This window comes from bacterium (assembly GCA_023382385.1).
GTDB lineage: Bacteria > Electryoneota > RPQS01 > RPQS01 > RPQS01 > JABWCQ01.
Map to the genome: position 1 here is coordinate 276337 of JAHDVH010000001.1, position 24981 is coordinate 301317.

Below are 24981 nucleotides of genomic sequence, written 5' to 3' on the forward strand. Positions count from 1 at the left end.
CGGATAGACTAACGAATTCGATACATAAAGCCAATGCCGACCTCCCGCCTCACAAAGTCCTTAACCTGCGCAAGTTTTACATAGTCGGACTGGCTTGAACGCTCCTCGTACGTGAAATACAAGTTGACATCCCAAGCTTGACTCGGACTCCACCCTATCGACGGGGTTAACTCCCAACGAGTATCCAAGCGGCCTCTGTGAAACGGATCTGATTCCAGTGAACGTTCAGTCGTATAGACTCGTCTTCTAATTCGAGAGGAAAGTGCCGTATTGACTGATTCAGCTTTATAGACTTTCACTCTCGAGCGAATCGCAAGGCGAAACTCATCCTCACTAAAATCACCATCACCATACTCGGTGTCCTCGACAATCAACTGCCCTTCGTCTTCGGAAGTAAATACTAACGGAAGTGACTTGCCGACATTGTCCGAAATTCTTCGGGTATATCGCGCAGTGACCCGAGGACTCCATGGTGTTGAATAATCTGCCTCCAACCCGATATCCTGATATTCTGAATCGTACTCCGTGAATCGTGAACCATAGTAGAAAGTCCCGTAGCCTACTTGCGCGCGCATCCAGAGCGGGTCTGCCAGTTTGTATGAGAATTCCCCGCTATACTCCCAGTTCTCGAATCGACAGTCATCGTAGGTTCCGAAGTCCCGATCCCTGTATGCACGGAGGTAGAATGATGGGATCGTAAAAACGCTTGCGCGAGCTGACCACTTGTAGCCTCTCACCCGAGGCCTGACATTGGCACTAAAGCTATGCGTCTGGTAATTGGTATGATCATTCTGTACACGCTGCGTTGCCTTGAAACGGTAATTGACATTTACCATTGTCATCGCCGGCGCACGCCACTGAAGTGTGGGCGCAAGCAATATCTCCGTCTCTCCATCGTCCAGTGTTTCCATCGGCGTCCTGAACGAGGGATCGAATCTCTTGAAAGCCAGTTGATCTGACTTTGAGAAACGCAAGAGATTGTCATTGTAGATGGCACTAATCCCGGCACGAAGGCCCCACTCCAACTTCGGGTAACGACGTTGCGCCTGGGCTTGCCCGGCAACAAAAATGAGCACCGCAAACAGTAGTGTTACGCGTAGACTCACTCTTGCCCGTCTCCAGTCAACTCTTTTGATGGCAGCAAGAAACGCAACAATGAGGTTCGGCGGTCATCAGGAAGCCTGAATTCGTACACGTGCTCGCCTGCTGGAACTTCGACAAAGAAAGTTTCGGCACGACTTGGGACAAACTTGGACGGCAGCTTATATTGAATGACGTCGCTCGTACTTGCAGCCAAACTGTACGTCTTCTTCAATTTTCCGTCTTCAATCAATTGAAGTCGCCAACGCTGGCTTCCTTTCATTTCGGGACCAAACTCAATCCTGCTAAGTACCTTCAGAGTTGCTGGACCAACGAGATGAAGCGCGACCCGATCTTCTCCACCGACCCTATAGTACGTATAGATTGTCTCATTTGTAACCAGGTCGACCGCTGATGTGTACTCGAACGGTGTCATTGGAACCACGGACGTGCGACCAGTAAACTCATTTGTCTTTTGCGAGAGACGCACCAGCACACGATCTTTCGAACCTTTTGGCAGTTTGATCACTACTTCGTGTTTCCCAGAAGGAATATCCAGTACCTTTGATCGAAGCACACCAAGATAACCCTCGCTCCCGTCTGACATATCTGCTTTCTCAGACAGTTTGCTCGTGTGGCGAACTAAACGAGGCTTCTTACCATCGTCAATAGAGACCTCAAGAGTATAGTTGGGCGTCTCGGTAGCCGACTTGAGTTCAAGTCGCGACATCACTTTCAGCTGAGACGGTCCCTCGACCGTGACACTAACTTGACTATACTCGGTAAGGACGAAATAGGTGCGGGACTTGCCGGCAATCGTAAGCTTCATCATTTGGTCAAAATATGAAGGCTTAAGATACTTGAAGCCGTTATCGGCAGCGATTGCCGAAACAAGCAGGCCAGACGTCAAGAGTGCAAGGATTACGTATTTGCGCATTGTGACATTTGTTAGTTTGCTTAAAGTAATGACTCAGGATCAACGCCCGCGTCGGCAAGACGAAAATACTTGGCATCGATACGAATTAGTGTGAATAGCGCCGCTAAAGCAAGCAAGAGCGCGGCGGCAGCCACGCGTACATCGTACCTTTCCGTCGTAAAGACATCGCCAAAACCAGGCTCTGCAAGTGGAATTCTGGGCGCGCCAAGACCGTAGTTTCTGGCAACTCGTGTCATATCGTAGAGATGAATTACTTGAACACCTTCATCAGCCGCAAGGTGCATTGCGCCACGTGCAGGCCAGTTCCGGGCAGGCAGTCGGCGATGCACGCCATCTGAAAGTAATCTCCCATTCTCTGAATGACCTGTGCTGGCTACCCCTTCGCCGATGTTTATGTATGCCGCATATTTCGGACCCTTGATAGCTCCCTTAAACGATTCCCACCAGACTTTCGCGGCTTGATCGGCAGATTCTGCGGTCAGCAGAGGTAGACCAGCCCGATGGGCAGCGGCTTCCAGTTCTGCTCGACCAGCACTTGAGAGTCCTGTTGCAGCATCATCAAGGCCGCCACGTGATGCAGCTACCGCTTTCGCAGAGAGGGTCTTCTTGTCGATTAACAAGCGCTGCATGTCAACCCACGTGAAAAGGGGATCGTTTGCCCCCCACCAAGTCGAGCCGATCGATGTGATGGTATTGGCTTTAACTCCGAGGACTTCGCAAGCGCATAGTACAGCAAGATTTGCTCCGGGATTTGATCCGGTCATCGCGACGGCGACCTCATCGCCTGACTTTAGCCCAGCCTCCAAAAGAATTTGTACGGCCGCAGCAGCGAAATTCGGATTCAGCCCATTGAGCTTAGCTTCAAAGCTGCCAATATCAGTTGTAATCGTCGAAAACTGTTGGCCTACAAGAGCATCCAATCGAGGATCGCCATAAGACTCAATTGCTTCAAAATTCCTTGCGGGACTCGCGGCAAGAGCGTTCATGGACTCATTCATTAACTGGGCAGCGGCAAGTTTCTGATCGTAGTGCGGTTGCTTCACTTCTACGATATTGAATTCGGCCCACAGGTAGAGTCCGTAGCAAACCACCGCCATTGCAATAAGCGTCCAAATGGATCGAAGACTTGGCCTAAACGCCATGGTATATCACTCCGCCCGTAACCACGATAACCAAGAGCTTAACAATAGGCGCAGCGATCAGCATCATGGCAAGAGTCTTCACTACTCCCTGGCGTTCAAACCAGTTTGCAATTAGTCCAGGGATAATGAAGCCAATTGCCTCAAGTCGAATATCAGCAACCATGACGTCATTCAAGACGAGGTTTCTGCTAAGATAGCCGAAAATAAAGCCGAACATAATAGCGAGAACCATTCTACGTCGCCCATAAACGAACATGAATCGGGAGACTAACCGAATACAAAGGTACGCAATGAAGGCAACCGAGAAAGTACCAACCATGCGAGCCGGATCGTTCAAATGCATCGCAATATAGCCGGGGACGACAATACCGCCGGCCGCTGCGCCCACCAGCTCGTGAAAAAGCAAGCTGATTAAGACACCAAGGCCAATAGTAAGCTCAATCATCTCTTAATGTGCCGGATTAGAGTTCCCATTGGAATTTTGTGCACCGATTCCCTTACGAACGCGGCGCTTATTAGCAAAGTATGTCGCGATGTCAAGTCCCCCCTTCCCAACATTGCCCATTGCGAACACAGTGCCGATATTAGACACCCGTTCGAAAATCGCATTATAGGTTACCGATGGGACATTCATGCCAATTCGGATAGCCTTCGCCTGATCAATGTTGTATTCGGGCAAGCTGTTGTATACTCTGTCTAAGTTTTCACCGTTGAGCAGAAGATAGTCAAATTCACCGACTAAATGGTCCCGAATCATTTCGAGAAGTTGAATGGTCCTGTCGTATCTGTCCGCGCGGGTATTCAACATGAACATGACAGTGCCAACTTCCGTCGAGAGTTCCTTAACTTTGTGCCAAATTGCCAGCGTAGACATCGGATCATTTGCCGCAAGCGCATTGATGAACTGAACAACTTTGCCGTTCTCTTCTGTTTCGAGTACCTTCAAAGCGCCGGGATCAGGGAAGGCTGCGTACATGCCCTCAAGAGCAACTTCGCGAGGCACGTGGTAGTGTTCGCAAACGGCCAATGCCAATGCAACATTGTCGGCATGCTCAATATACGAAAACCTGCCCAATTCCAAATACGATACACTATCAGAGTTGACGCGCCAAAGTCGACAATCAGCCTTCTCCGCTTCTTTGCGCATCAGCCAAAACATATTCTGCTCTGCCGTATAAGCCACGCCGCGTATCGGGAGAGTATTACACAAAGATCTGGTTACGTTCTCGAGTGTTGGCCCCATTTCGAGAATGTGATCCAATCGCGTGTTTGTGACAACGCCCACCGTTGCACGAACGAACCGATGCTCGCAAATCCATTGATACTCAGGATTCACGGCCATGCACTCAATGACAATCGCTTCCGGATTGTACCTTGAGAAGTACCGGAACACTTTCACTTGTTCGATGATATTAGCGCCACTACGGCGCCGAATAGGCAATTCAAGTCCATCTTCACGGATTATTCGAGGCAGTGTTCCGGTTGTTTTCGCCAATGTCCGAATACCGCCCGCGCGCAATCCCGCGGCAATCAGACGCGTAACCGAAGATTTACCGCGTGTACCGTTAACATGGATGCGGATTGGAATTGATTTGACGCGCCGCTGGTGCTGGAGATACTCCCAGATAGCGTACGCAAGGAAGGCGGAGAAGGCGAGGAAGAGGAAGACCATCGCTACAGGGCAGGAAGCACTTCTTGGTCAGTGGGCGATAGTTATAAAAACGTAATATAACAATGAGTTCCGCAGATGTCAACTCCCAGGCTTGGGTAATTCCTTATCCAGCGCAAAATCAAGGGAATCCCGATTGTCAGGAACGCTAATCCATGCCTCCGAAGAATCCTTGGAATAAGAAGTTCGAAATGTCTCACTTTCTGGGGTGGGAAAGATCCGCAGATCTGCCCCAAAGCCAATTCGCAGGCCAGTCTGATGTATAAACTCAATAGTATCATATGGATACAATTCGAACGTATACCAATCGTCGATTCCCAGGGTGGCCTTCACGCGCCCAGTATCTGTAGTGAAAACTTGTGTCTTGAAAGTATTTCTTGACTTTCGAGGTCCGTCAGGGGGGATCTGGGCTTCCTCGAACCTCTGGAACGGGATGCTTCGAGCTGAAACCACGAGTTTTGGGATCCGAGCCTTCTGATCCGCAGCTCCTCCCGACTGGCGCATCCAGTCGGCACTGGTGAAGCCAGCCGCAATGAGGAAGAAAAGCGTAATCCCCCAATGCAGCGGACGGTTTGAAGCAATCTTTGCAAACCACGCAGTCCTAATCTGAACCCGGGTCATTCCAATTGTCATGGACTCCCCAAGTACGCGCTCGGTATCGAGGCTTCCTGAAGAGCTTCTTGTTCTTAGTTGCTCACTTTCCGCGATGGACTTCAAGACTTTGTCCGCATTCATTCCCGCCGCCTTTGCGTACTCTACTATCACGCCTCGGCGGATTGCGGCCGGAATCACCTCGAAATCCCCGTCTTCAAGCGCTTCAAGATACTCGATCGGGATTCTCGTCGTGCGAGCGAGCGACTCAAGCGAAAGGCCTTTAAATTCTCGGGCCTTTCTCAGTTCCTCACAAAAATCTGAATTTGGCGTAATGTTGTTCAATTTCCTGACGAATTCTTTCTACTGGGAGGCCAACAACGTTGGAGTAGTCACCTCGCAAATCCTCAACAAAGGCGGCAGCCTTCCCTTGAATCGCGTAGGCACCTGCTTTGCCTTCCCACTCCGAAGAACATAAGTAAGAAGATAGTTCCGAAGTGTCAATGATCCGCATCTTCACTTCGGTGACGACATAGCCGGCTTGCACCCCCTCGGAGTCCTGATTACCCCTACAGACGTAAACCAGGCAGTACCCAGTAATCACTCTGTGCCACCGACCTGACAAACGGCTTAGCATTCTTCCGGCGGAATCAGGACCTGCTGGTTTTCCAAAAACATTGGCACCTACTGAAATGATTGTGTCAGCTCCCAACAGGATTCGCGGTACATTGTTCGGAACTGTAGAGCGCTCTACTTTCCTTCGGGCATTTGCCACAGCGATCTGTTCCGGCGAGTCACCGATCCACAGCTCCGTTGCACGTGTCGGAACCACTTCAAACGGCAACCCGAGACTCGAAAGTAGCTCTCGCCTTCGCGGTGATCCTGACACGAGCGTCAGACGAACATCCACCTAAGATGCCAAAATTGCAATGATGTGAAAAAGACCAAGCAACGGAGCAATGCGATTAAAGCGAGTCAAGGCAACGCGCGCACCCTCCAATTTGGGCTGGCGAATCCTGCCCCAGAAAAAAGCAAGAGGTAATAGCACACCTAACAGAAGTATCCAGAAGTACGCTTGACCGTATACCTCACCCAACCATGGCCACAGGCTGACCGTCCCAAAAAGGAAGAAAATCACAGCGGTAATGGTTAGTCGATGTCTGTAGTGATCCTCCACTGCCACCACATCAACATCTGAGTAGGTCCTTATAACTTCTTCCTCGATGTCAATCGTTGCACGCAGAACCGCGATGAACAGCACTGCAATTACAGCCGGAAACGCTCCAAGTCTCTCCACACCAAGAGATGCAGACACGAACATGAAGATCGAGCCAAACAAAAGTGACACTATGCACTGGCGTACCAATTTCCGCTCGCGATTCATGCGGGAATGCAAGTAAAGCAACCCGGCCGGCAGAACTAACCAGAAGAATCCCCAAAATGAAAATAGGTCAGCAAGAAACAAACCAATAAGCGACACCACAATCGCTCCTGCACACTGAAGCCACCACCATCTCGATTCAGACAAGCGATTGGGATAGGATGAGCTGAGACTCCACCCGAAGAAGAGAAGTGACGATGCCAATAATGACGTGACAACAACAGGGAAATGAATCTCAGGAGTCAAGCGAAAGTAGAGAATTAGGGGAACAATTCCGCAAAGAACGACCGCGCACTTCAAAAGCACGCCCGGAATCGGTGCCCGTTCATGTGACAGAATGCTGTTACTAATCATGTCGAAAAGGAATCTCCAGTTGGAGGTTTACACGAAGCAGACGTAAGCACTCCGCAAAGACTTCGTGTTCCCGCGAGCTGCCGTCTGCCATCGTGTCAATTGTTACAATCAACAACTTGCCTGCGTAATTCTCTGCCCAACTATTGTACGCGTCGTTCAAGTCCGCTAAATACGACAATTCGATCTTAGATTCAAACCCACGCCCGCGCTGCTGAATCCGTTTAATCAGCTCGTCTACATCGCACTTCAAGTAAACAACAAGATCGGGAGGACGTAGATGTGGAACCATCGCTTCGAATAACGACAAGTAATTTTCCCAATCTCGACTTGCAAGCTTTCCACGTTTGTGCAGAGTTCGCGCGAAGATCTGCGCATCCTCATAAATCGTGCGGTCCTGAACAGACGACATAGGGTCAGCGTCTATAGCAACCTGGTTTTGAAACCGCTTACTAAGAAAGTAAACTTGCAGGTGAAATGCCCACCTTTCCATGTCGGCATAGAAATCAGGCAGATACGGATTCTCAATTACTGGCTCAAGATGACACTTCCAGCCTAACTGCCGCGCCAGCTTCTCCGCCAACGTCGTCTTCCCGGCCCCGATGTTGCCTGCGATGGCAACAAAGAACTTGCGATCGTTAGCGATGCTCACGGTTCACGGTCTCTAAGCAAACGCAATCCAAGTTCAGGGTCAAATGTGCGCAGATGATAGTCAAGAATCGGCCAAACGGCAATCTCGACTGTAAGTGCGACCTTGCAGCTGTTCAGATGACCCCCAAAACATCGACCATTTTGATCAGCTACGATGGCATGCAGGTGCCAAAGGGGATCGCCTACATCTCCAGTCAAGTTACCATGCAGCGAAACGAGCTCAACCACTCCTTCGACAAAGAACTCGCGATAGCTTTTGGTATCAAGGTTATAATATGCGAGTTCAACGTCCGAAACTCCGCCAATTCCAGTACATACAGCAGCGGGCCACCCGCGGTTCAGTGCAATTTCACGCAATACGTCTGGAATTCTCGCGCCCGTCGGTAACCGCACTAATTGAACTGCTGCACTCATGCTGAACGCCCGAGCATCATACTACTTTCCTGTACAAAGCAATCACGGATTGTCTCGCTCCCGAGATCTGGATACAACGATTGAAGTTTGCCGGTATCAAAGCTACTATCATGATGCAGTAAATGCGCTTGCATGTGAGTCTTGAAAGAAACAGGAACAAGACGCCTCGGATCAATCTTGAAGGCAAGAGCGAGTGCGATGCCCGTCTCGTACCTGCTCAATCGTTCCGCACCGCCGGCATGCAGTATACCTTCACACCTGTCCTTAACGCAACGAACAATCAGTTCAGATATAGTATCTATGTGGATCGGCGATCTAAATTGATCGTCAAACAGTTCAACCGTCACACCGCGATTTAACGCCTCCATAATCGAATCCGTGAAACTCTGCCCAAATCCCATGCCTTGACCGACGATGTTGTTACTGCGCAAAATCAGGTGAGAGCTGCACACCTTTTGGACTATGGATTCCGCACGGGTCTTACTTCTGCCATACTCATGCGTTGGCGCTGGCAAATCGCCCTCTGAGTAACGACCACTTAGTCCATTGAAGACTTGGTCAGTCGAAATGAAAATGAAATACGCGCTTAAGTCCTGAGCGTTCTTTGCAAGTATCTCGGTTGCGATGACATTCGCTCTGTGTGCCTCATCTGCTGATCGCTCACAATCGATTACTCTTGAAAGTGCCGCAGCGTGTATGACAACATCTGGGCGAATTGATTTCAATAGCGACGAGACAGAATCCGCATCGCGGAGATCAACACGACGCACTGGAAATCCAAAACGGCGATCGTGAGACCAGAAGACTCCTGTTACGTCTAGTCCTTCTCGAAGAAGTTTAAGAGACACACGTGAACCCAGCAAACCTGAGGCACCGGTTACCAAGACCTTCACGTCAGGAGTGCCTCACCACCAAAGGAAGAGCCGTACGCCGGCACCATCATATACTTTCTCAGGTGCAACATTCCATCCGAAACCCGTGTCACTTGGTTTTTCATGTTGCGCCGCAAGTCTGCCAGCATGAAATGCGCTGACCAAGTGATTGACACCAGTCAGGGCTACCGCATAAATCACACGGTTCCGCGATCGATCTGACTGAACACGCATTTCATCCATTCTTGCGCGGTCAGCATCGCTTCTCCAGTACCAGTAGTCTGTCTCAGTATCGTAGAGTGCGCCAAAGCTCCTTTCAGCCATTCTCTGCTGATTGTAGTCAAACACATTCATCCAATTAGCAACGTCTATGTAGAAGTCTCTGCTATGCGACCCCGTAACACCGGCGTGCGTAGCCGCAAACGCGCGATAGTCATCTTCGAGAGATTTGCCATGATGTTGCAAAGTCAACGCGGATCCGATAAAGAGAAGATCTGCGCCGAAGAACGCAAGAGCGTGCTTTGGTCGTCCAAGCTCATACTGTCCCCAACCGGGGATCACAAGTGACTTCAGAAAGGCTGCCTGACCGCGTTCGCCTGCGTTCGCACTAAGCAAGTGACAAAAGAGTACGAGGACGGCAACAACGCCAAGTGGAGTCCGCTTAGTCAATGTCAAACTCTCACTTGATATGTGGAATCGGCATACTTAACGTCAGATAACGGGCAAGTTCGCCATCGCGGTTCTTGATGTCGTATCGCAAATCAAGAGAACCTAACTGCGCAGCATCCATTTTACGATTATAGCTGCGAGCCGCGAACGCGGCGTCGAGAGCGGACAACACGTGATTCACCAGAACAATTTCCATCATAGTATTCCCCTTTTCAAGCAAATCATTTGCTTCGCCGCGCATGTTACGGTAAGTGAAAAAGAGTGAGCTTGTTCCGTCGTACCATGCCGTTGCTTCGTCATCGCCGCCGAAATCGCGCCATATGTTGTCGAGCGTCTGCGTCCCAGATTGATAGCTTGGATCCCACGTGTCGTTCCAGCCGTAGCCAAATTGCTCGAAGTACTTTCCAATCATTTCGTAGTATTGCTGCACGTCAGGAGTATTGATGTCGTGCGTATACGGGGCTGGTAAGTGTTCAGATCGATCGGTCCAAGGCAGTGTTCGCCACTCCGACAGATCTCCTTCCCAAGGCGTTCTTGCGAAAACTTGATTCACAGCAACTTGATACTCTCGAAGCATATAAACTTCATAATTGAAGTTACCGGTATTTCTGCTACCGTTCTTCCAGGGACCAGCAAACGCCTCAAACTCTTTAGTCTTATCATTGCCCTGACCATGATAACTCGCGAACAATGCCCAACCAGCGACTTCAACGGCTACCCATGGTAACGCGCGCAACCATGATCCCGAATACAACTGGCCGGTTCCGGGAATTATCAAGCTGAACATCACCGCACGCCCGATATTCTTCTTCCCTGCAAGATTTGCAGATGCTGACTCATCTGCGGTTGTTTGCTCAAAACTTGGCGCTGACATCTGCATGCGATGCGGTGAAAGCCCAAGGCTCTTCCCGCTGACCATGCCAGGCAGCAGCAAGACGACGAGCAGTAGAGTCATTAACCACTTAAGGTTCGTGGAGTGCATTCACTTCTCCAATCTATGTTGATTACTTTGTTAGTATTGTGCGCAACGCGAGCACCCGCAGCTTGATGGATGTCTCGCGGGCGGGATAATTGGCGTATAGAAATCAAAGAGCACAGTTAGGTAGTACCGAACTTCTTCGCCATAGCTGGTCCTTACGTTGTCCTCCACAACATCGAACTTGTCTAAACCGTATGCAACATCAAATGAGATAGCAGTCGGATATGAATAGAATGAATGCAATTGCATTCGCAGTCCACCACCAATATCCTTTTTGGGCGATCTCGCACCGTATTCTCCGGTCCAAGCATCGCCAATGTCTGCAAAGAGGGATCCATAAACACGATTCAGTGATACTGGCCATAGGTTTATAGCTGCACGCTTTATCATGGGAAACCGATACGTAACGGTGCCAATTGCCGTACGTGTTCCACCTAAGCTGTAGAACGAGTAGCCTCGCATACCGGGAAGTCCGCCCGCATACTGGTAGAAGAATGGATCGACGTTCTCGTCAATGAATCCGCCACGTAATCTAACTTCCATTGAGTGGATCTGAATCGGAGATTTGAAATAGCGCTCCAAACCTGCTTCAAAAAGATTGTAATTGTTGGGATCGTATATCTCGCGCAAGCCGACTGCATCTCCGCCTACTTCAATATCGGAAATGAAATTGTGATTCGCTCGCGTGTACTCTACAAAACCGCGGTATCCACTCGACGGACTGATGTTCGTTAGAATGCCCGGTCTTCGCGCATCAAGATAGAAACCTGTCTTCCATGACCAACCCTTAAAATACGTCAAACTCACACTGGTTTCATCATCAAAACGATTATGGGCTACGTATTGATCGTATGTCGCACGAGTCTTCACATTCGCTGTTGCAACGAGCGGGATTCCCACCCCGACACTAACTTCATTAAGATTATATCTGTACCGGATCCGATACTGGTCAAAAAGCGGGCTTGGTCTCCCTCCGATCTCCTCTTCACCAATTATCCGACTCGAATCGGCAAAAAAGGAGGTCATTCGACGTTGCACATTGAAATACTCCGCGAAAATCGTGGGGTAAAATTCTCGGTATTCCGCAAGCCCGTAAAGATCATACTCACGATCTTGATTTACAGCCGCCCCTCCAATGAAAGTGAGCTTGTCCAGCACGTCGTTCAACAACAAATATGTGCCGGGCTTAAACTTGTTGTAGTCAAATGCAATGCGAGGAAACCAATACAAAGACTCAAATCGTGGTCTGTATGGTTCGGTTTCACGCTGCACACCTCGCAATGCAACTTCGTTCTTAGGAACCCGAGCGAGATAGCTCTCTGCCTCATCAAGGGCACTTCTGGGCAATCTAACTACGCTCGGACTGTCTGCTACACAAATTCTAAAGCCATCTCCACAAAACTCCGAATATGCCAGCTTCTCACCGCGCACTGCTGGGTAGAAAGCCCCCCCCAGTACGACTGTCAATCTGTCAAGGTTTCCATCCTTTATGCTTAAACGGTAAATATTCGCAATCCCACTCTCATCGTAGGAGACATACAGAGAGTCGCCAGTCGAGCTCCAGGTTGGGTCCCGAAGTTCACCACCGTTTCCTTCAAATTCATTCAAAAGGCTGATAGAGTTTGATTCTGACATGAACTCATAGATTCGAACTGAGCGTCCTTCGCGCAAGTGATGGCCAACAGCGATTCGCGAACCATCGGGAGACCACCTTGGCAGGTAGAATTGTTCATGCGGCAATGAGGGGACACGCATCAATAGGTCACCCAGGCCAAACGGACGGACTTTCACCTTGTGATCGGGCATGGATGCGATTGCAATGTCACGACGGCCCTCTTCGTTAACAGTAAGGACAAGCAGCCTTCCATCCGGACTGACATCGACAGATTCCGCGCGCAACCCGCGGCTTAAACGAATGGTCTTCTTGTCGGAAAATGTATACAAATAGATGTCATGCAGAAGCGCACCATGAGGATTCTTCGTAGATCTTGCGGCATACAAAATCCCTGAATCATCGGGAAGCCACGAAATTCCGCCTTGCACTCCACCCACGACGAGCTTCGTGCTGTCCGACCTGAGGTCATAAACATATAATGAAGACTGCCCGAAGTACTCCCGCCCGGAGTTTGACACAAAGGCTAGTTTCGTGCCGTCATGCGAGAATCTTGGGTAGAAACCGACGAATCCTTTCTTGTCCATCGTGTCTGCGACCGTGAAGTAAGGCTCAAGATTCTCCTTCACATATCGGTACTGCACTTCAATGTCTCGCTTCCACTCGCGATACCACTCAATGCCCGCCTTACCTGTCACTGAGGCAATTGCGTCGTTGAGAGTCACCGGCCAGGCGCTTGACATCTTGTGCGAAATGTCTGCAAGAGTAACTACTCCGTTTGATCTGTCCGCAATGTACTTGACAAGCGCATATCCCTGATTGTAAACTCCTTCACTTTCCAGACTCGTCTTGCCGAAGAAACCCATGTCTTCAAACGAAAGCAGGCGATTTGCAAGCACCGCTTGTCTCAAGAGCATATCCCGATGGCTATCCCAGAAGTCGTATCCAGTCCCTTTGAACTGATACTGCGCAGTACCTTCAGCAAACCAAGCAGGTATGGTAACCGAAGGAAGCGGCCAGCTAACGAGAGTATTGGGATACCCGTATAACACGTCGGGCCGCCGCTCCGGTTCATAACCAAGGGCTTGGATATATATTGCAGGAAAGCGACGCGACCACTTACGTGACGCACCAAGTTGAATCATGTGCGTATACTCGTGTGTTACGACATTGCGCAACCAGTTATGAGTTCCACGAAAGTCCCAAGCCATTGACGTTGCGTAGAACTTGATCTTGTTCGACTGGAAGTACGCGCCGGCGTTTGCGACATCGTCTTCGTCTGAGAAGATTAGCGAAACCTTTGTGTCCGGCCGATAGTCATATATTCTGCAAAGCGGCTCGTGAATCTCTTCAGCTATGTCTGCAGCGAGAAAGGCAACCTCTTCCAAGCCTTCTGTAAAATGGACAACAAAATTATCAGTTTCAAAGGTCTTCCAGACAAGATGCGGGCGAGTGAATTCTGCTGTCTGTGAAAGCGTCGGCGACACAGTTGTCACACAGATTAGAACGCAGAGCAATAGAAGTTGCATCAACGCACCACAGCAATCTTGACTTCTGCTGAGTGGGTTTGCCCACCTCCAATGGCCTCGACACGACCAATATAAACACCGCTCTGAACTCCTGACGCCTTCCACGGAATCTCAAACGCACCTGCTGCAGATGAGGAACCGCTTACCTCCGCAATTCGCCTGCCCGCAATGTCAAAGATCGATACGCTCGCTCTTGCTGCGTATGGAAGTGTTAGTCGGAAATTTGCAACACTATTGCTTGGGTTTGGCCAGACGTAAACAAAACTCTCCCGCTCATGTACTTGTGGCCTCAATGGTCCGACGACAATGATGTTATCCGGTGCATGGTAGACTACATTAACAGTACCTTCAGGCGAAATTGGAAGCCGCATTACATTCAGCGTCAACTGCTCGCCGTTCTTGACTTCCGTAAAAATATGGTAGCGGTGCTCAGAGTTGCTTAGACGAATCAACTTCGGATCGCCGTTGATTGCGAGCGGGAAGTCTGGGAACCTGTTCGTATTGTGATCATATGCCACCAATTCACGGCCAGTTAGACTGCTCTCAGCGTTTGAAAGCACAACCAATCGCAATATATCCGGATCGCCATCGAAATTCAAATCAAAAACTTCGCTTGAAGTTACATCATTCAAGGCAAAATTCTCTCGTGGCACACGGGCTGCGCCGTCGACACCTCCGCCATCAACTCTCCCGTCGCCGTCCCAATCGACTTCCGGCGGAAGACAATCACTAACGTCGCATATCAACTCTCCGGTCTCCGCGTCAAGATAGCCGACCCCGGGGAAAAATATATTCGATCGCGTCACTTCCTGGACGATGACAGGATAGTCTAGCAGTTGGAAAAACTCAGCACTCCACTGGAGCAAGAGAGAGGTCGAAATTTCAAATCGATGCACCGAGTTACTATCCCATCCAATGAGATATCGCGCGGGGGGAATCTCAAGATATGTGAAGTTAGGAATATATTGCAGTGAATCAGGAATCGTTCCAAGGAGTTCAAGGTTTTCGTCGTAAACGGCACCTAAATGACTTCCGGTGAACACATAGCGTGTCGCACCTGTGGCATCCCGACAAATAAACACCTTTTCAGCACTAATTGCCCCCTGTGGCAGCGGCCGAAAGACAGAATCCATACCATGCTCAGTTCTCTGAATCAAGCCGATCTGACTGCCAACGAAAGTCAATACCTTGGCAATTTCAATCGTGGTCTTGCCTGTATTGCTCAAATGGGAACCTGACGGAACCGTCAGTTGATAGACGGCACCGCTGTCAGCCACAAGGAACAATGAATCGTGTGCTTGCACATATACTTCGCGTCGCCCGTCCTGATCGAGATCAGCGGCGGACCAGTGTGCCGCGGAATCACTAACATGAATCGGGAAACCACGTTCAACAAGCGTTCCTCGAATTCTACATGTCATGACAGGAGCAACACTGGAGAAGTCAGATATCTCGAGGAATGTATATGCATGGTCACTTAACCGAGCCGAAGGCCGTGTGTTATCATTGAATCGAACAAAAACAGTACCGCCGTTGGCATCGCGGAATGCGCGATTCTCACGGAACCAACAGTCTTCTTGAATCCCAAGTTCGGTACCCGATCCGGATGAGGCAAAGCCGTACTCGCGACCAATGTCCTGCGAGCCGTCGGCTTCAACTAAATCAACTCCACGCCTATTGGGATCAATATTTACGCGGTTTCTGCCAATCCCTTCTGCAATCACTTGCTCATTTACGTGCCAAATAAGAATACCGCTTCCAGGGATACCGTAGTCATAGTGCGTAGCTCGTACCGGCACGCGGAATTCATCTTCCACGAAAAGATTCCCGCCGCGATCAATGTGCATTGTCCTGCCATCTCTATCCTCAACAGTCACAAATCCTATGGAATCTGCATCTGCATCGCGGTTTTCGAGCAAGTAGTATTCGCTTCCGCTTACCGGGACCTTCACAATCTTGGTCCCGGACTCGCCAAAACGCCCAATCCGTACTGTGTCACCGATTCCAGAAGGGTGAATGACTTGCGGAACATCCCAACCCATATAGATTCTCGACCAGGCGTCCGGCAACGCGGGAACGATGGCATTCACGTTTCCCGATCCTTGATCCATCATGCCCCAACGGCCGATTCCGCTCGCACCAGTTTCTGTGTTATAAAGATCCGGCATCCCGAGCCAGTTCCCAAACAGTTTGATCATGACCCCATTCAATGAAAGTTCGATCCCAAGGTCAAGCGTCTCGTTCTGATTCTGCGATTCCGGCAAAATCAGTCCGCGTGTGACTCCGGCAGGAATCGCGCCGCTTATACGTGTTAGATCATCCTCCGAAATATATGCGGAAGGAATATCAAACGGCGTGTTGTCAAAACCTACATTGAAGTCTTTTCCCACTCCTGCATGGAATAGGATAATGGCATCGTATTCGGTAAAGTCTATGTCGGTCTCAGCTAACCTCATTGACTCGACAAAGAGCTCGACCAATCGCATATTCAGTAGTGCGGTATCCGAATTGTAGTTGTAATGCCACATCGGATGCGCTAATTGATACGCTTCCGTGGCACCATCCGGATACACGTCAAGACTTGCAAACGATATGGATCCTCGCGACGCGGTGGAATAGTAGTCGGCGAGAAACGCCAGGTGATCCTCGAAGTATGCTTTGTCATGTGGAAGTGGATCGATTCTTAAAGTGTCAGGAAGTCCCGAACCGAATGTTCCATTTCCTGTTGTTCCGGACAGTTCATCGGTCTGAAACTCGACGCGAACTGCACACAGTCGAATCGGCAGACCGACTGGCCAACGATCATCAAGCCGCGATGGCGCACATTGCACGAAGTTATTCGGCAGCGCCGTTCCTGCCCATGCAGGCGACAAGGACGACAGCAGTACTGCGAGAAGGACAATAAACAGGTTAGAACTCCACGGAAAGCGAATAGCGCATTGTGTCAGTGAGAGGATGATTCTCACCGGCCGTTAGGTAGCTGAAGTCAAATCTATAGGTACTATACTTAAGCGAGACGCCGAACGTATACGGAAAGACGCGGCCTAAGTGGTCGTTGTAGTATCCGCCACGAAGCCCCACAAGTGTAGAATACCAGTACTCTGCACCGAGATGCCAGATCAGGGACTTGACAAGATCTCCGTCACCCCAAGCCGAAAAAAGCGCTTCATAGAATTCATCCGAACGACCAAGATTGTCACGCTTTACCAATTCCTTGTCAACGTCCGTTGCCACGGTCAGCTTATTGTACTCTTGGTCCAGAACCTTAAACGCAAGACCAAGCTTTAACGTCGTTGGCAGTGGATCGGCTTGCGCTCGATCAATATACGACACTTTCGGACCCATGTTAGAAAGGTTTGCACCCAAGGACAGCCCTGGCATGAATGTAGCTTTGTAAAGCAAGCCGAGATCGGCCGCTATTGCCGTTGCTACGCCCTTCCCTTGCTCTGCACCGGCGCCTACTGGAGACAGATTACTATATGCCAGCTTTAGCGCGACGCCCATAGAGAGATTCTCATTCACCAAAGCACCATATGTACCTGTGACTGCCATCTCGTATGACGAAAATGTTCCAAGATCCTCACCCGAGGGACCAGTCCTTTGAGTCTCACCGAGGTTCAGAAACATCACATTGCCACCGACGGTTCCCCACTCTGGTATATAGTACGAACCACCAACAAACGCGTAATAGAGGTCCGACAAATTGAATTGCGGTAACCAGCGGGAATACATCATTGTCACTTCGTTCTTGGTTTGGAAACCAAGACCGGCGGGATTCCACCACGTCGCCGTTGCATCATCAGCAATTGCAACAAACGTCTCTCCCATTCCTGCAGGTCGCGCTCCGGGTGCAATCTTGAGGAAAAGCAGCGTCGCTTGACTGACACTGGCCGCATAAACTTGCGAAGCCATTAAGCCAGCAAGAATGACGCAGATTGCAAACATCCTTCTCTTCATGTGATCTCCTACCTATATTTCAGTTTTCTTCGTCAGCGTAGTATAACGAGTTTACCCGTGGCTTCGGCACTAAAACCTCTTTCATGTTGGGCAATCACTCTATAGAAGTAAACACCGTTTGCGAGTTCGCGTCCTTCACGATCACGGCCATGCCAAGGCCGATTGCTGTTGCTATTATATAGTTGACGGACACCCAGACCGTCAATTTCGTCAACTTGCTTGCCTGTCATGGTGTAGATACGGATCCTAACGTCCCTCGCACCGTCCTGAGTCAAAGAATAAGTGAAGTAAGTCTCATCGCTCATTGGGTTTGGCCAATTCAGCACGTCGCGGATGGCAAATCCTTCCTCTGCGCTCTGACCAACAACAAAGTCGAATCTCTTGAGATTAAGATTGTTGAATGAGTCCCAAGCTTCTATCGTCATTTGATGTGGTCCATCTGAGAAAGGTCCGAGCGTACGCACCAATTCTCCTTCAATGTGACTGTTTATGTCATAATTGAAAAACTGAGTGATATCCTCAGCTTGTGCGTCATCGATACGGACTGTAATCCGATGGCCAACTTCACCTGAGAGGTTGATGCCCGATTCATCCGATAGTCGGACGATAAGTCGTGGTGTTCTACTCACCTGATCACCACTTCTAAACGATGTATTCTCGAGCCACGCCTCGATTTGCGGCGGAATCGAGTCCGTAACCACCGCCGCCTGACTTGCGATACGCAGCGGTTGTTCAATTCCTATTCCATCGGCGGAGTCCTGTTCACTTTCCGACTTGCCATAAAAGTACAAACTCACTTTCGCATTCTCGCCGCCATACTGGATGTCCCGGGGGACTCGAAATGTCACATTAAATCGTCCATTCACGATGGATGAACGGCCGCGGAAAATAGCATTTCCGGGGAGACCGTAATAGTATGGAATCTGCGAGGGTACGCTGCAATTCGTACGTAACGGGAAATAATACGCTGCAGAATCTTCTGAATCGAAGACTCGAGCTTCAACAATACCATGAAAGTCAGTCCATACATCCTCATCAAGAGAGCGATCAGTCGGTAGCTTCTTGAGATTTGCCTCGAGAGTCCCACTCGATTGCGACACATACCCGCTCAGCGTAAAAAGTGCTCCTGCCTGAAGTGAATCATCACGTTGGTCAACGTATGCATAGTACTCGGGAGTTGCTAATCGCAGCACCGGATTTCCAAGACAATGATACAGGCTGTTATTGGACCTCAATGGCTTGACAAGCTGGAGTGCCTCGCCAAGACTCTGTCGGCGATCTATCCCCTGCCTGAACACTTCCTCGTAGAATACTTCTGTGAGCTGCTGATTCTGGTTCACGAATGTAAATCGTGTCGCTGCAATGCATGCGACACTGCCAACATATCGTCCGCCCAGGAGCAGCTCAGGAAAACATCTCTCATTCGGTCGGTCGAAGCCTCCCCACGTGCACGTCCCAGCCACGATTACCGGCCAAACGCGTTCATTTCTGATCATTGGAAAGTCACGATCCATTACAAACATTTGCTCGTCAGTCCAGACGCGCTCGTTTCCGTGACCGACATAGTTGATCAACAACGTGCCGTTGTTTATTGTTTCCAGCAGGTCTCTTGTCGCATCAGGCTTCTGAGAGGTCGAGCTGGATTGACGGAAAGGATAGAGAATGCCATATATCTTTCGGAACGTGAAGTAGTTTGGAAGAACTTCATTTATAAGATTCTCAGAATCCGTTGTATGGAAGTCTTCCGCACAGCGTCCTTCCTTCCATTCATCGTCGGCGACAAATGTTGCTGTATTCTTCCACGCACCGTAGAATGGCCTCAAAGCATACTCGACAGTCTTCTCCACTATCGCTCGCACCTCTTGCGCCGATTGAACTGGCCAGCGACCTGAGATCATATCAAGAAGCGTCGCGCTGTCATCAAAATCCACATAGTAATCATCCGTGCAGACCCCCCCATTCTCCCAGGGAGGCATCCAATTATCATCGGTATTTGAAAGCAGATTGCGATAGTCATAGTCACCGTCACCTACAAACAACACATACCTCGGCGGCTCCGCCTGCCCAGCCGGACCTCGCCAATTCAGATAAGCATATCGCAAGAAGTTACGAATTGCAACCGGATCGTAGACGCCGCCCGAAAACTCGTCAAAGATGTCACTCAACTTGACCCGTACGGCCCGAAGAGGCTCCTCTTCATATTGCGCGTGCATGTCCAGCAATGGCTCAAGTTCCTCGTACCATGCGGCATAAGTAACAATAATGATACCGGCCTCATTCTGTGAACTGCGCAAGCGCGCGTAGTCTGCCGCATCAAAGACCTTGCGGCCGCGGAACAAAGGAGTACGAATTCTGCTCGGACTGGTCGCCCAATACCGGCGCAATGCCCCTGCTTGCGATGAATCCGAAAAACTGCTTCCACGCCTGACACGCGGCATTAGCGGATCAGATACGTCAAGTAGATACGAGCTCGCATCTAGACCGGTAACCTGATACCCGTACCAATCAGACCCGCTTGGCGAAATTATCTCAATCGTTCCGGAAGATGTTTGTACAGCCCGCTCATACTCGACTTCAATATAATTCAGATGAATCTGGCCGCTTGCGGACCGATTAGTCAGCCTGATGACATTGTTTCCTGCGGCGAAGACGCCGGCCGGAACCTGAATTACGAGCGGATCGGAAAATACCCCTTGGCTGACGTACTGGTCATTCACCCTGACATCGAATCCCCCGCCAATTCCCGAACCCCTCATTCTCAAGCGAAGCATACCGCGACCGGTGTTGGCCGCTTCAAGGTTGATTGAAAACGACCGCTCCGTTTGGGCGTCCAGTGTGGCCATATACCAGATGATGCCTGAATTGGTCTGATCTGAGCCTGCCGCGTAGATATACAGATCCTGGTCCACGTAATTGCGTCCTGTAATCGTGGATACCTGAGTCGAAGATGACGAAAACTCCGGTAGTGTTCCCATTCGCAGTCCAGGCATCCCCGCAGGATCGACGCCGACCCAATAGACATTTTCTGTGGCATATGGGCTTGCGTGACCGTGGTCACCAAGCAAACTGCCGTCAGCGTAGTCATAGCCCTTGAGACCTTCTGCGTAGAATAGAATTCGGTCACCGGAGTCCATTCTGCCATCTCCGCCATCTTCCACAAGGATTGCATTCTCTCGAAGAAGCGAGTCCGGAACGGACAACAATCCTGACGGGAGCATCCGACCACCATTACCAAACACCTTGATTTGACTCGATGTGACGCCAATCACAGGAACACCTTGCTGCTGCAACCACTCCGCTGTCATGGCATGCAATCCAGCTTCCGTAACTCCAAGCTTGTAGAGCTGAAAATCTGGCCAAGATTCAGTATCATCGAGCCTGCTAACGGGTGACACAGGCAATCTCCACCAGCGGGTCGCGTTATCGCCATTTAAGGTAAGTGCGCGCAGAAGTTTCTCTTCGCGCGGATATGGTCCTATCGGTACGGTCGCACCCTCAAAAATCACCTCTAAATCAAGAGATGTCAGGATTTTGGTACTCCCCCCTTCGGTCTCGGCAACTCTCACAGCAATATGGGCGATCTGAAATCCGCGCCACGCTTCAACAGCGCGCAACGTGACGGCCGACTTTGGTGCTCTTTCGTCTTCATTTGCAGCAACCTCAGCGTCCGGTAACAGTATCTCTGAGACTTGGTACCTTATTCCCCGATTAACAATCCTCGGAGTTGTTCCGATCGGACACGCCACAAGCAGGACTTGAACAGGAATTAGTCTCCCGTTTTCCGGCATCCATTCCACGGACGTTATAAGCGATTCCAATCTTGTGTCTGGACCTTTAGAACCCAGATCAAGATTGGGCGACCAAAGTGCTTGAAACCTTTCTGCGGTCGACTCAAGAACTACCGCTGACGATGCCAGAACCAAACTTGTAACGCATGTTCCAAGCAGGTAGGCCAAAAGTCCAAGATATCTGTAAGATTGCTTCGTCATCTCGTAAAATAAAAAGCCGAACCGGGCGAGCTGCCCGTTCGGCATATATAGCCATTAGCGGAGCGAGCGAACGCCAACGTTAGAGGAATAGGAATATCACACAAAAGATGACAAGGCCAACTTGGCCACGCCTATAGAAACCTCTAACGAAGGATCATTACGCTCCAATCAAAATTTCGGAAACTTCTAAATATAAGCACTTGCGTTGGTTTACGCAATACCCCTGTAAAAAATTCCCCAACATCTAAAAGGCGACAAGATAAATTAAGATTATGTAAAAACAAACTCTTAGAGACCATACCACATACGGATAACTCTTGCTCAACCTGGTTGGCGAACGAAAATGCGTGAGTCGTGTAAATTGGGTCCCTCGGACTCTAATTCTTCAACAAGAGCATAAAAAGCGGCAGGCCTAAACTGCCTTCCGACTTCACTTTCCATCCACCCGATGGCTTCTTCTGCTGTCAACGGCTCTCTGTAGGGACGCTCGTGACATAGCGCATCAAAAGCATCCGCTGCTGCTAATAGACTACTTTCAATCAGAATCTCATCCCCCCGTCTTCCCGCCGGATAGCCAGATCCATCATGTCTCTCGTGATGCTGGAGTATGATCTCCCGTGCACGTTCGAATTTGGTGAAAGGAATTAGAATTTCTGCACTTAAGGCAGGATGACGTGCAATCTCGCTTCGCTCGTGTTTGGTTAGTCTGCCGGACTTATTGAGCACGTGGTCTGGCAGCGCCAGCTTTCCGATGTCATGAAGAAGGCCAGCCAACAAGATGTTTTGTTGAGCATCGCTCGCCAGCCCCAATCTCGCGGAGGCTCGCCGCGCCAAGTCCCCAACTCTCAAACTATGAAAGTATGTCGGCTCATCCCTGAACCTCAGTGCAGTTAATAAGGTCTGGAGCACAGCCCCCTCTGCTGCACTGAGGCCTGCCGCCGCAATAATGATTGGAAAAGCGGGTGTCTTTCGATTCATTGCACCCGTCTTTCGCAAAGGTAGGGCCAGATTCAGTTGAGAAAGACAGACGATTCCTCGCCGATTGCACGAAGAAAGACAACTTCCAGGTGAGAACTATCATACCGCCGCTGCAGTTCCGCTACAGATCCTTGGTCTCTCACCTCTCCTCTATGGATCAGCAATATTTCATCACACAACAACTCAGCTTCACGCATAACATGAGTCGAAAGCAATACACATTTGCCCTCTTCCCTGCTCTTCTTCATGAACTTCACAATTTGCGAAGCGGCCAGTATATCCAAACCACTTGTGGGTTCATCGAAGATCAGCACGGGGGGATCGTGCAGAATTGTCCGGGCTATGCTGACACGCTGCCTCTGTCCAGTAGACAACTTCTCGCACCGACGGTCAAGGAAGTCATCTAAGTCAAGCAATGCCGACACATTCTGAATTTTTTGTCGGGCTTCCGAACTCGAAAACCCATGCAGCGCGGCAAAGTACCTAAGCATTTCTTCAGCTGTCAGTCTTCCATACACTCCGGTCGAAGCAGAGAGGAATCCGATGGACCTGCGAACAGCCTGTGGTTCGCCAAGCAGATCTTTTCCAGCAACCTTAGCCGATCCCAAAGTGGGCTTCAGCATCGTCGCGAGCATGCGAAGTATGGTCGTCTTGCCTGCACCATTGGTCCCAAGAACTCCAAATATGGTGCCGTAGCCAGCTTGAAATGAGACGTCCTTGCAACCAATTACGACCGAACCGGCGGCATCGCGGTACGTCTTCCCGAGGGACTCAACACGCACTGCACAATCAATCACCTGAGTCCTCGAGTCGAAGTATTCTTGTCGGGGATATTTTGCATCCAGTTTGGATTATAGATTTCTCCTCGCTTGGTAGAGTGAACGAGATCCAGGTCGCCGAATCCGGAACGATCGAAGAACACGAAGTAGACTCCACCTTCTATCCGATCGAAGTGCCAAATCTCGTGATCTGGGACTTGCGCCTCCGCATACCTGCGATCAATCACGTCAGGTTCACCGTACATGATTAGAACCCTGCCTCGATCTGTCCGCCATCCTTCGTTCTGTAAGAAGCTGTATCTTCTATTCGCTTCGGCCACTCGCGCGAAATACCGATTCGGCGCTTCTGCATCAGAAGGCTCACGATTCTTCCAGAAATCAATAAGAAAGGCTCGTTTACCTTCCGCATCCATGTTACGTACTCGCTTGTCATCCTGTCTGGTCAGCAGGTACTTCATCAGTGTGATGGCGCTATCAGGGTCAATTCGATCGAGAATATTGCCGCTGCTCGCCAAAAGCAGACTTTGCATTTCCGGATCAAGCTGTGCATCGCGACCAACAGCCAGATCTTCTGGGCGATAGACGTAGAATTTCCTTTTTGCTTTCCGATCCGGCATCCCAGGTTCCGAAACAACAATCTCCAACTGGTAAGTTCCTGTCCGCAGAGTGTACGCCGGAAAACCGTCAGTTATAACGGCCGAAGTACCTGGCTTCTTCAGTCTACGAACAGCGGGTTGCTTGGCCGGCTCGCCGGACTCCGCAAATAAGACTCGTCGTGTTATGGTCAGCGAATCGGCAAAGTTCGCATCCGCGCTCAAACCATAACACTCGAGATAGTAATACAGCATCGGCAGTTCACGACCATAGAATCCAGAAGGGTTGGGAACAAAATGCAGTCCAGTTCGGTAGAAAGCAGAGCTGGAATCCGTAAAACTCATTTCTGCACCCAACGCGATCCCTGACAATCCAAAAGCATCCCTTACTTCAGATACGTAAAATGTGCGCTTAACCTGATGGACACTTCGGGCAGCCTGTTGCAGCAGCGATATGTCAAGCTCATACTCACCTGGTCGCATAAAGTACCGAAAGGTGTACGGGAAGTATGATCCAGCATCTCGCTGAACTACTCCTCTTACGGCATCACGTGTGTCAATAGTATCTGACAGAAAGACGGCATTATCCATAGCAAGGGATGACACTATCGAGAACTCCGCCACAAGGCTATCCTCTCCTACCTTGTTGTAGTAGAGAACATCACGCTCGACACCGACGTAGATTTCACAGTACGTTAGGCTGTCGTTGCCATAGAAGGTCACGATGTCAACTTCCACGCCAACGGCGTGTACCTCAAGCGCGCAAATCACATACACACAAGCGAACGTCGCTAACCTGTAACACATG

General features: G+C 50.0%; 20 protein-coding genes. All 20 read right to left on the reverse strand.

Annotated elements, in window-relative coordinates:
* Window positions 1-8: 8 nt before the first annotated feature.
* The 20 genes from KJZ99_01245 to KJZ99_01340 all read right to left on the reverse strand — a co-directional run bounded on the left by KJZ99_01245 (window position 9) and on the right by KJZ99_01340 (window position 24980).
* Window positions 9-1106 (reverse strand): hypothetical protein, encoded by a 1098-nt coding sequence (locus KJZ99_01245; protein ID MCL4304519.1) that lies wholly within the window; start codon window positions 1104-1106, stop codon window positions 9-11.
* Window positions 1103-2017: a hypothetical protein gene (locus KJZ99_01250; protein MCL4304520.1), complete on the reverse strand. Its 915-nt coding sequence runs from the start codon at window positions 2015-2017 to the stop codon at window positions 1103-1105. Before KJZ99_01250 ends, KJZ99_01245 begins: the two co-directional genes overlap by 4 nt.
* A gap of 20 nt (window positions 2018-2037) precedes the next feature.
* On the reverse strand, window positions 2038-3159 hold the full coding sequence (gene pgsW, locus KJZ99_01255; GenBank protein MCL4304521.1) for a poly-gamma-glutamate system protein: 1122 nt from the start codon (window positions 3157-3159) through the stop codon (window positions 2038-2040).
* Window positions 3149-3604, reverse strand: a complete 456-nt coding sequence (gene pgsC, locus KJZ99_01260; protein ID MCL4304522.1) for a poly-gamma-glutamate biosynthesis protein PgsC — start codon at window positions 3602-3604, stop codon at window positions 3149-3151. Before pgsC ends, pgsW begins: the two co-directional genes overlap by 11 nt.
* A 3-nt stretch (window positions 3605-3607) precedes the next feature.
* A complete protein-coding gene (pgsB, locus tag KJZ99_01265; GenBank protein MCL4304523.1) occupies window positions 3608-4831 on the reverse strand; it encodes a poly-gamma-glutamate synthase PgsB in 1224 nt (407 codons plus the stop codon).
* 78 nt (window positions 4832-4909) lie between these two features.
* Entirely contained in the window at window positions 4910-5764 is an 855-nt protein-coding gene (locus KJZ99_01270; protein ID MCL4304524.1) for a helix-turn-helix domain-containing protein, read from the reverse strand.
* Window positions 5730-6317 carry a septum formation protein Maf gene (gene maf, locus KJZ99_01275; GenBank protein MCL4304525.1) on the reverse strand — a complete coding sequence of 196 codons (588 nt, stop codon included), beginning with the start codon at window positions 6315-6317 and terminating at the stop codon, window positions 5730-5732. Before maf ends, KJZ99_01270 begins: the two co-directional genes overlap by 35 nt.
* 12 nt (window positions 6318-6329) lie before the next feature.
* Window positions 6330-7154 (reverse strand): hypothetical protein, encoded by an 825-nt coding sequence (locus tag KJZ99_01280; protein MCL4304526.1) that lies wholly within the window; start codon window positions 7152-7154, stop codon window positions 6330-6332.
* A complete protein-coding gene (locus KJZ99_01285; protein MCL4304527.1) occupies window positions 7147-7803 on the reverse strand; it encodes a deoxynucleoside kinase in 657 nt (218 codons plus the stop codon). The genes KJZ99_01280 and KJZ99_01285 overlap by 8 nt, the downstream gene beginning before the upstream one ends.
* Complete coding sequence (locus KJZ99_01290) at window positions 7800-8216, reverse strand: DUF296 domain-containing protein (GenBank protein ID MCL4304528.1); 417 nt, start codon at window positions 8214-8216, stop codon at window positions 7800-7802. The genes KJZ99_01285 and KJZ99_01290 overlap by 4 nt, the downstream gene beginning before the upstream one ends.
* Complete coding sequence (locus KJZ99_01295) at window positions 8213-9109, reverse strand: SDR family oxidoreductase (protein MCL4304529.1); 897 nt, start codon at window positions 9107-9109, stop codon at window positions 8213-8215. Before KJZ99_01295 ends, KJZ99_01290 begins: the two co-directional genes overlap by 4 nt.
* A gap of 12 nt (window positions 9110-9121) precedes the next feature.
* A complete protein-coding gene (locus KJZ99_01300; GenBank protein MCL4304530.1) occupies window positions 9122-9757 on the reverse strand; it encodes a hypothetical protein in 636 nt (211 codons plus the stop codon).
* A gap of 10 nt (window positions 9758-9767) precedes the next feature.
* Window positions 9768-10739: a hypothetical protein gene (locus KJZ99_01305; GenBank protein MCL4304531.1), complete on the reverse strand. Its 972-nt coding sequence runs from the start codon at window positions 10737-10739 to the stop codon at window positions 9768-9770.
* 30 nt (window positions 10740-10769) lie between these two features.
* Window positions 10770-13877, reverse strand: coding sequence for a PD40 domain-containing protein (locus KJZ99_01310; protein ID MCL4304532.1), 3108 nt, complete (start codon window positions 13875-13877; stop codon window positions 10770-10772).
* Window positions 13877-16750, reverse strand: a complete 2874-nt coding sequence (locus tag KJZ99_01315) for a hypothetical protein (GenBank protein ID MCL4304533.1) — start codon at window positions 16748-16750, stop codon at window positions 13877-13879. The genes KJZ99_01310 and KJZ99_01315 overlap by 1 nt, the downstream gene beginning before the upstream one ends.
* A 37-nt stretch (window positions 16751-16787) precedes the next feature.
* Window positions 16788-17834 carry a UPF0164 family protein gene (locus KJZ99_01320; GenBank protein ID MCL4304534.1) on the reverse strand — a complete coding sequence of 349 codons (1047 nt, stop codon included), beginning with the start codon at window positions 17832-17834 and terminating at the stop codon, window positions 16788-16790.
* A gap of 32 nt (window positions 17835-17866) precedes the next feature.
* Entirely contained in the window at window positions 17867-21652 is a 3786-nt protein-coding gene (gene porU / locus KJZ99_01325) for a type IX secretion system sortase PorU (GenBank protein MCL4304535.1), read from the reverse strand.
* 492 nt (window positions 21653-22144) lie between these two features.
* Window positions 22145-22801 carry an HD domain-containing protein gene (locus tag KJZ99_01330; GenBank protein MCL4304536.1) on the reverse strand — a complete coding sequence of 219 codons (657 nt, stop codon included), beginning with the start codon at window positions 22799-22801 and terminating at the stop codon, window positions 22145-22147.
* A 32-nt stretch (window positions 22802-22833) separates the two neighbouring features.
* The gene (locus tag KJZ99_01335; protein ID MCL4304537.1) at window positions 22834-23598 is read right to left on the reverse strand and encodes an ATP-binding cassette domain-containing protein; all 765 of its coding nucleotides are present in this window, start codon (window positions 23596-23598) and stop codon (window positions 22834-22836) included.
* A complete protein-coding gene (locus KJZ99_01340; GenBank protein ID MCL4304538.1) occupies window positions 23595-24980 on the reverse strand; it encodes a GWxTD domain-containing protein in 1386 nt (461 codons plus the stop codon). The genes KJZ99_01335 and KJZ99_01340 overlap by 4 nt, the downstream gene beginning before the upstream one ends.
* Between the last annotated feature and the right edge of the window lies 1 nt (window position 24981).